8 protein-coding genes and 1 pseudogene are annotated in these 8796 nt (G+C 70.0%); 4 read left to right on the plus strand and 5 right to left on the minus strand.

The annotated features are described in order from the left end of the window. Positions 1-304 (plus strand): annotated as a pseudogene (locus VFF46_RS05210) (hypothetical protein); the annotation flags it as partial. A gap of 365 nt (positions 305-669) precedes the next feature. Here the strand turns inward: VFF46_RS05210 and VFF46_RS05215 are convergent. Next, positions 670-2028, minus strand: a complete 1359-nt coding sequence (locus VFF46_RS05215) for an FAD-binding oxidoreductase (RefSeq protein WP_325035865.1) — start codon at positions 2026-2028, stop codon at positions 670-672. Positions 2029-2300: 272 nt separating this feature from the next. Between VFF46_RS05215 and VFF46_RS05220 the strand changes: the two genes are divergently transcribed. Further along, the gene (locus tag VFF46_RS05220) at positions 2301-2852 is read left to right on the plus strand and encodes a dihydrofolate reductase family protein (RefSeq protein WP_325035866.1); all 552 of its coding nucleotides are present in this window, start codon (positions 2301-2303) and stop codon (positions 2850-2852) included. Here VFF46_RS05220 and VFF46_RS05225 read toward each other — a convergent pair. Beyond that, positions 2837-3748: a LysR family transcriptional regulator gene (locus VFF46_RS05225; protein ID WP_325035867.1), complete on the minus strand. Its 912-nt coding sequence runs from the start codon at positions 3746-3748 to the stop codon at positions 2837-2839. The genes VFF46_RS05220 and VFF46_RS05225 overlap by 16 nt on opposite strands. A 78-nt stretch (positions 3749-3826) precedes the next feature. Between VFF46_RS05225 and VFF46_RS05230 the strand changes: the two genes are divergently transcribed. Next, positions 3827-4747 (plus strand): DMT family transporter, encoded by a 921-nt coding sequence (locus VFF46_RS05230; RefSeq protein ID WP_325035868.1) that lies wholly within the window; start codon positions 3827-3829, stop codon positions 4745-4747. Here VFF46_RS05230 and VFF46_RS05235 read toward each other — a convergent pair. From VFF46_RS05235 to VFF46_RS05245, 3 genes are read right to left on the minus strand one after another with little or no spacing between them, the layout of a single operon-like run. Next, a complete protein-coding gene (locus VFF46_RS05235; protein WP_325035869.1) occupies positions 4673-5560 on the minus strand; it encodes a methyltransferase domain-containing protein in 888 nt (295 codons plus the stop codon). The genes VFF46_RS05230 and VFF46_RS05235 overlap by 75 nt on opposite strands. Positions 5561-5611: 51 nt before the next feature. Then, positions 5612-6310, minus strand: coding sequence for a hypothetical protein (locus tag VFF46_RS05240; RefSeq protein WP_325035870.1), 699 nt, complete (start codon positions 6308-6310; stop codon positions 5612-5614). Beyond that, a complete protein-coding gene (locus VFF46_RS05245; RefSeq protein ID WP_325035871.1) occupies positions 6307-6651 on the minus strand; it encodes a hypothetical protein in 345 nt (114 codons plus the stop codon). The genes VFF46_RS05240 and VFF46_RS05245 overlap by 4 nt, the downstream gene beginning before the upstream one ends. A gap of 155 nt (positions 6652-6806) precedes the next feature. Between VFF46_RS05245 and VFF46_RS05250 the strand changes: the two genes are divergently transcribed. Continuing rightward, positions 6807-8796: sensor histidine kinase (locus VFF46_RS05250; RefSeq protein WP_325035872.1), on the plus strand; the 1990-nt coding region annotated here is incomplete at its 3' end.

The raw sequence follows: 8796 nt of genomic DNA on the forward strand, positions 1-8796 counted from the left end.
GCTCACGTCCCCGACCTGGGCGATGCAGCGGGCCGAATCCGCGCACGCTGTTCGCGGTACCGGGCAGACTTTGCAATGGTTGGCTACCGACGCTGGGGCGTGGTTCGTCGAGCGGCGGCCGGACGGGGCGACCTGGCAGCCCGGGACCCGCGCGGCCGATGTGACCGTGACCGGCCCGGCCGGATCGTTGCTACTGGCGCTCACCCGCCGCATCCCACTGACCGACGCCGCCGGCATCAGCGTCGACGGCGACGTCTCCCTCGCCCACCACTGGCTCAGCAACACCGCCCACGTCTCCGGCTGACCCCGGCACGGCGCGCGACCCGCCTGAAGGCGGTACGGGCGCGACCCGGCCGAGGCGGGTACGGCCACGGCCAGCCGGAGCGGGGTACGGCCGACAGGGGATGCGGCGCCCGCGTCAGCTGAACGAGGTGCGGTCGGCGCACCGGCTGAGCGCGGTGCGGCCGGCACACAGGCTCAGCGCGGTACGGCCGACAGGGGCGGCGCCCGCGTCAGCTGAACGGGGTACGGCCGACGCACCGGTTGAGCGGGGTACGGCCGGCGCACCGGTTGAGCGGGGTACGGCCGGCGGACCGGTTGAGCGGGGTACGGCCGGCGGACCGGTTGAGCGGGGTGCGGTCGGCGGACGGGCCGCACCCCGGCGGTGGGTCAGGGGGCGATGTTCTGGTTCAGGTGGAAGATGTTGTCCGGGTCGTACTTGCGTTTCACCTCCGCCAGGCGGTCGTAGTTCTGGCGGTAGTTGTCGCGGATCCGTCCCTGGTCGTCGGCGGCCATGAAGTTCACGTAGCCGCCGGCCTCGGAGTGTGGGGCGATGTCGTCGTAGTACGACCGGACCCAGTCGATCGACGCCTCGTTCTGGGCCGGGTCCGGCCACATGCCGGCGATCACGGTGGCGAAGTTCGCGTCCCGGTAGGCGAAGGCGGTCGCGTCCGCGGTGACTCGGTGGCAGGCGCCGTTGATCGGGTAGATGTGCACGGTCGAGTTCACCGCCGGCAGGCCGGGTGCGTGCCGCAGGTGTGCCTGGATCGCCTCGTCGGTGAGTTCGGTGACGAAGTTCGCCTTCCAGTAGTGCTGCAGCCCGGGCGGTACCAGGGCGTCGAAGGCACTGTTCAGCGCCGGGTACGGCATCGGGCCGACGTGTTCGGCCATCACCGGTGCCAGCTCGCGGAACTTCGAGATCTGCGCCTCGCCCTCGTCGAGGTCGCCCGCCCAGCAGCCGACGATCGCCGCGAACGGCTCGCCGTGCCGGTTCTCCGGGATGAACGGCAGCGGCGGCGCGATCTGGAACGCCGGGAACCCGCCGAGCTGCTCGGGCGCGTCCCTGATCAGGTCCCGGAACCCGCCCAGCACGGCAGCCGCGTCGGACAGCTCGAAGAACATCGGGCCGCCGTAGATTGTCGACAATGCTACGAGCCGGAACTCCAGCGCGGTCACCACCCCGAAGTTGCCGCCCCCGCCGCGGAGTGCCCAGAACAGGTCCTCGTTCTCCTTCTCGCTGGCGATCAGGAACTTCCCGTCCGCGGTCACCACGTCGGCCGACACCAGGTTGTCGCAGGACAGCCCGAGCCCGCGCGCGAGGTACCCGATCCCGCCGCCCAGGGTCAGGCCGCCGACACCCGTGGTCGAGATGATCCCGCCGGTCGTCGCCAGCCCGAACGCGTGCGTCGCCGCGTTGAAGTCGCCCCAGGTCGCGCCGCCGCCGGCCCGCGCGGTCCGGTTCACCGGATCCACCCGGACGTTACGCATCGGGCTCAGGTCGATCACCAGCCCGTCGTCGACCGTACCGAACCCGGGCACGCTGTGCCCGCCGCCGCGGACCGCGATCTCCAGCTCGTTCGTCCGCGCGTACTCGATCGCCGCCATCACGTCGCCGGCGTTCTCGCACCGGACGATCACCTGCGGTCGTTTGTCGATCATCCAATTGTTGACGCGGCGCGCCGCGTCGTACCCCTCATCGCCCACCATGAGGACCTGTCCCCGCGTGCGTTCCCGCAGGTTCTCGATCATGCGTTCGCTCCCCTGTGCAAGGTTCTGTCGCAATTCGGCATACGCGCACGCGTACACCGCGCAGACCGGCGTCACCGTCGAGCACAGCGCGAAGACTTCACCCCAGAGAGCAACTGAACCCCCGACGGGCGGCCGGCCCTCCCCCAGACCCGCCCGTTCCCTCCGAATCTCCCAAGCCGCGACGCTTTCGTCAATCCCCTCAGCGCAACATGTCAATCCTGGGCAACCGGGTCCGACCAGGTGGCACAAGCAGCCATCATGCGGAGGACATCATGCGGAAGATCATGTATTACGTGCACCAGTCGCTCGACGGCTACATCGCCGGGCCGAACGGGGAGTTCGACTGGGCCGAACTCGGCCCGGAGCTCGGCGCGTACTCGATGGCGCTGACCGAGCGCGCCGACCTGTTCCTGTACGGACGGAACGTCTGGGAGCTGATGTCGGCGTACTGGCCGAACGCCGAGGCGATGAACCCGGACCAGCACGCGATCGAGTTCGCGCCGGTCTGGCGCCGAACGTCGAAGATCGTATTGTCGACAACCCTGCAGTCCGCCGACTGGAACACGCGGATCATCCGCGCCGCCGGGGAGCTCGAGGCGATCAAGGCAGAGCCCGGCAAGGACATCCTGCTGACCGGGAGCGCGAGCGTCGCGGGCGCACTCACCGACCTCGGGTTGCTCGACGAGTACCACGTCATCGTGCACCCGGTCATCCTCGGCGGCGGCAAGCCCGTCTACCAGCCCACCGAACGCCGCACGCTCCGGATGGTAGACAATCGCACATTCGACAATCGGACAGTCCTGCTGCGTCACGACCTGGTCTGACCAGTGGCCGCCGCAGCCAAGGCGTCCGCTACCGCCGCGACCGCGGGAGTCCGGGTACGGCGGGTCAAGAGGAAGACCGCCCGGCCGGGATCACCTTCGGCCGGGAGGCGTACGGCGACACCCGGTGCGCCGGTGCCGAGGGCGAGGTCGGTGAGGAGCGCACCGGCGCCCGTCGTACGCACGAGCTCCAGCAGGATGCGGAAATCGTCGGAGCTGTAGCGGATGTCGGGCTCGAACCCACCCAGCTCGCGGCAGACGCGGACATGCATCTCGCGGTGCCCCGTGCCCTGCTGGCACGCAGCCCACGGCAGCTCGCTCAGCTGTCGGAGCGGGACCCGATCCGACGCGGCCAGCGGATGATCCTCCGGCAGGACGACGCTGATGCGTTCACGGAGCAGGTGCTCGCGATGCAGGTCGGTGTGGACGGCGCGCGGTTGGCCGTCGTACTCGTCGCCGACCATCACGTCCAGCTGCTGCATCCGCAAGGCGGGCGCGGCCTGTTCCACCTCCAGCTCGGCCGCCTGCACGCGGATATCGGGATGCGTCGCCGCGAGGCTCCGGATCGCCGGCGCGACGACCCGGATGAACGCGGACTGGAACGCCCCGATCCGCACCAGCCCGGCGACCCGTCCGGCCGCGACCGCCGCCAGCTCCGCCTCGGCCGCCTCGACCCCTTCCAGGAGCGCGGTCGCGTGCCGTACCAGGACCTCGCCCGCCGCGGTCAGCCGTACGTTGCGGCCGATCCGTTCGAGCAACGGCGTACCGGCTTCGCGCTCCAGCACGGCCAGCTGCTGGGAGATCGCGCTGGGCGAATAGCCGAGCGCGCGGGCCGCTCCGTGCACCGTGCCGCGGCCGTGCACCTCACGCAGCAGCCGAAGCCGGTGCAGATCCATCATCCGTTCAGTTTAGCTTCACAATACTGTCCGAGAAGCCGTGATGGACGTGAACGGTTCACTGGTCCGACCATCGATGCCGTGGGACGCCTCTTCTGCCTCTTCTCCGCCGCCGCCTTCGGCGTGATGGCCGTGTTCGGCAAGCTCGCGTACGACGCGGGCGTGTCCGTGGACGCGCTGCTGCTGGTCCGGTTCGGGCTGGCCGCCGTACTGCTGCTCGGCATCGCGCTCGCCCGTGGCGCGCTCCGGAATCTGCCGCGCCGGGTCGTACTCACCGGCCTCGCGATGGGCGCCTTCGGGTACGCCGCGCAGTCGACGTTCTACTTCTCCGCGCTGGCCCGGATCGACGCGTCGCTGGTCGCGCTGATCCTGTACCTGTACCCGGTGCTCGTCATGGGTACGGCGATCGCGCTGCGCCGGGAGCGCGCCTCGCGCCGGCGGGTGGCCGCGCTGGTGATCGCGCTGCTCGGGATCGGCCTGGTGCTCAGCGGCGCACTGTCCGGCCACTTCGACTGGTCCGGTGCACTGCTCGCGCTCGGGGCGCCGATTGTCTACACCGGGTACATCCTGGTCGGCGATTCGGTCGACGTACCGCCGCTCGCACTCACCGCGCTGGTGTGCACCGGGGCCTTCGGAACCTTTGTATTACTGGCGTTTCTGCGTGGTGGCGTCGACTTCGGGTTCGCTCCGGTCGGCTGGGTGTGGCTGGCGGCGGTTGCGGTGATTAGTACGGTCGCGGCGATCCTGTTGTTCTTCGCGGGGATGGCGCGGGTCGGCGCGTCGGTGGCGTCGATCCTGTCGATCTTCGAGCCGGTCGTGACGGTGGTCGCCGCGGCCGCGGTGTTCGGCGAGAAGCTCAGCGCGCCGCAGTGGTTCGGCGGTGCGCTGGTGCTGTCGGCAGTGCTGGTCGTGCAGTGGCCGCGCCGGTCACGGCTTGCGCGCGCTGACGGCGTACATCGTGAGGGACATATGGAAGCTGCCGCGCTCAGCCGCGTCTCGTAGCGTCTGCGCGAACGCCGCCGCCTCGGCGTCGGTGATCACGCCGGCCCGGGCCGCGGCTGTGTGCATCATGCCGACGAAGCCGGTTGTGGCGCCTTCCTGCGGCTCGATCCAGGTCGCGGCGGTCTCGCCGGTGATCTCCATCCCCGCGTCGACGAGCAGCTCGCGGAGCCTGCGGCCCGAGTACGGATTGGCCGTCTCGCCACGGAAGTACGCGAACATCCGCCGCAGTACGTCGGGATCCGCCGGGTGCAGGATCGCCGTACCCCAGTCCGTGTCGATCAACACCACCCGCCCACCCGGCCGCAACACCCGCGCCATCTCCCCCACCGCGTCCCCCGGTACGTCGACGTGCTGCAACACCCGCTCACACCGCACCACATCCACCGACGCATCCCCGAACGGCAACACCTCCGCCCGCCCGTCAACAAACTCCACATCGCCCCGGGCGTCCTGCCCCGCCGCGGCCCGCCGGGCAGCCTCGGCGCGTCCGGCAGCTTCGGCGCGTCCGGCCTCGGCTCGTCGGGCGGCTTCGGCGCGGAGGCCGGGGCTGGGCTCGACGCCGATCGCCCGGGCGCCGTACGTCGCGAACGCGACCACGTCCTCCCCCGTACCCGACCCGACGTCGACCGCCATCTCCCCCGCCGCCGGCGCCAACTGCTCCAACGCCCACGCCTTCAACGCCCGCACAGCGGGACGCCCAGCCATCTGATCGAGTACGAACGCCTGCCGCTCGACGTTCTGATCCGCCACCTGCGCCGCGCGGAAACTCCCCCGCTCGGTGGCGAACCCGGGCCCACCCGTTACCTCGCTCATACCGCCCCCTTCAGTCAACCGAGCGTAACGCCGAGCAGGCCCAGGTCCCCGTCATCGCACCGGCTGCCAGTCGTCATTCGACAATCGGACAATCGCCCACCCCACCGCGGCGAATCCGACTGCCTGCAGCCCCCAACCGATCAGATCCAGCGGATGACTGCTGATGATGACCGCGGTCAGATGCAGCGGCTGCGAAATCCCGACCGCCACCGCCGCCCACCTACCGCCCACCCCGGACCGCCACATCGCGATCCCGAGCAGCACCGTCCCGAGCACATGCCCGACCACGAACACCAACCCGGCCAGGTTCATCGAGCCGTGCGAAACGTCAGCAACCTTCGTGATCGACGCCTGATCGAGCCCAGCCGTCCCGGCCGCCCACGTGTACACATCACTGCTCGCCGTCCACGGCAACGACAGATAGCCCGGAACCATCAGAAACAAAGCAATCCCGGTCAACCACGGCGTACTGCGCCGAGTCAACCGCCCGACGAAGTACACCCCCGGGACCAACGTCAGGAACGCCACGTACGCGAACCAGATCACCAACGAACTGCGATCCAGATTGTTGACAATCCTATTGACGATTGTCGACGTCTCATCCGCCGTGTTGTACGGCAGCAGGAACCGCAGCAGCGCCACCGCCGCCGGCCCGATCGGCAGGATCACCGCCGCCAGCCACCGCGACACGGGCCGGATGTCCGCGCGCGACGACGTACGGCCGATCGACTGCGTTGCTTCCTGGGTCATCGCGCACCTGCCAGCTCGCGCCTCGGCAGCAGTACCGCGATCACCCCGACGACGGTCGCCGCGACCCCGATCCCGGCAGCGACGACAGCGACCGCGGGAACCCCGTCGGCGAAGAACGCCGGTACGGCGAGCAACGCCGACGCCAGGCGCAACGTGATCAGCGGTGCGAGCGGCCACCGCCTCCCGCGCCAGGCAAGACCGACCAGCGCCAAGCTGATCAGCCCGACGACCGCGGACCCGATCGCGATGCTCATCGGCGGGTGCTCCCCGTCGGTCGTGAGCGGCGACGCGAGGTCGACAAGCGCGAGCAACCCCAGCAGCACCAAACCGAATCTGTACATCTTCTTACCCCCTTGCGTAGTGATTCGGCACCACCCTGCGGCCGTGGAACCGGCGCCGACCCGAGGACCGGGTCCCGCCGGCCCGGGCATTTCCCCGCCGGATCCGGGATCACGATCCCGAGACGCCGGGAACGTTCCCGGAGCACACTTCGGATATGACAACCTCAGGGAACCGCCGCGGCCTGGCCGGCGCGCTCGCCGCGCTGGTGGTGGTCGAGGTGGTCTTCGCCGTCGCGTACGGCGTCTCCGCCGGCTGGGGCTGGCAGGACCTTGTCGACAACTTCGTCGTGACGAACGGCTTGATGGGCCTCACCTTCGGCCTCTGCGGCGCGGTCATCGCCTGGCACCGCCCGGCCAACCCGATCGGCTGGCTGTTCCTGGCGGACGGCATCGGGCACGCGACCACGCCGGTCGCCGACGCACTGGCTCACGTGGTCCCCGGGCACGTCGCGCAGCAGGTACTCGTCACCGTCTCGCTGGCCGCCTGGCCGTGGTCGATCGGACTGTTCCTGCCGCTCGCGCTGCTGCTGTTCCCGGACGGCCGGCTGTTGTCACCACGCTGGCGTTGGGCCGCAATCGGCATCATCGCGACCTCCCCACTGTTCGTCCTCGAGATGGCGGGCAGTGGCCAACCGGTGTCCCCTGGCCTACCGAGAGGATTGTTAACAATCCCACGATTCGACGCGCTGCAGCCGTTGTGGACCGCGGCCGAGGTACGGAACATCCTCGCGTTCCTGCTGGCGCTCTCCTGCCTGGCGATCCGCTACCGGCGCGCGGACGAAGCGGGCCGTCGGCAACTGTTGTGGTTGCTGCTGGCCTCGGTGATCGCGCTGCTGTTCGTCATCCCGTGGTCCTTCGTCACCGGTACGCCGGTCCTGGTTCTGCTGGCGATTCCACTGATCCCGATCAGCGTCGCGGTCGCGATCGTCCGGTACCAGCTCCTCGACATCCGCCTGGTGGTCTCCCGCGCGCTGACCTGGGCGCTGCTGTCGTTGGTTGCTATCGGCATCTATGCGGCACTGGTGGCGGTATTGGACTCGCTGATCGCGTCGCAGGTCGGCCGCTCGGCGGCGGTCACGGTATTCGTCGCACTGATCATCGCGCCGGTGCTGCCCCGCCTGCAGCAGCTGGTCGACCGCGCCCTGTACGGCGACCGTCACGACCCGGCGCGGGTCGCGTCCCGGGTCGGTTCCCAACTCTCCGCCGGACTGCCCGGGGTGGTCGCCGCAGTCCGCTCGGCACTCCGCCTGCCGTACGCCGCGCTCCGGGTAGACGACACGATCATCGCCTCGGACGGAACCCCTTCCTCCCGGGGCGCCGGGGCGGAGGTCTCCGTCGTACCGCTCTCGTACGGCGGGGAAGTACTCGGGGTGCTCGAGGTCGCGCCACGCTCGGGCGAGGCCGGGCTGTCCTCGGCGGACCACAGCGTGCTCGCGTTGGTCGCCGTACCGCTGGCGGCGGCCGTACACGCGACAAGATTGTCGACAGAACTCCAGGCATCGCGGGAGAAACTGGTGTCAGCCCGCGAGGAGGAGCGCCGGCGATTGCGCCGCGACCTGCACGACGGTCTGGGCCCGACGCTCACCGGCGTAGCGTTCACCGCGGACGCCGCCGCCAACCTCATCACCACCTCGCAAACCCTCTCCGCAGACACCTCGCGAGCCGTCGAACTGCTGGCCCGGCTGCGCTCCGACACCCGCTCGGCGATCACCGACGTACGCCGCCTCGTCGACGATCTGCGCCCACCGGCGCTCGACGAACTCGGCCTGATCGCCGCGCTCCGGCAACGCGCCGACCAGATGTCGATCCGCGCCGACGGCACCCCGATCCGAGTCACCGTCACCACCGACGACCTACCCCCACTGCCCGCCGCCCTGGAGGTTGCGGCGTACCGCATCGCCACCGAAGCCCTGACCAACGTCGTCCGTCACGCCTCGGCAACGTCGGCCACCGTCTCCCTCCGCTGCGGATCCGACCTGGAAATCACCATCACCGACAACGGCGAACCGACCGGCCCCTGGCACCCCGGCGTAGGCCTCCAAGCCATGCACGACCGCACCGCCGAACTAGGCGGCACCCTCACCGCCGCCCCAACCCCAACAGGCGCCCAAATCCAAGCCCACTTCCCCCTCCCCACAACCATCC

This window comes from Kribbella sp. (genome assembly GCF_035655035.1).
In the GTDB taxonomy this organism is placed as follows: domain Bacteria; phylum Actinomycetota; class Actinomycetes; order Propionibacteriales; family Kribbellaceae; genus Kribbella.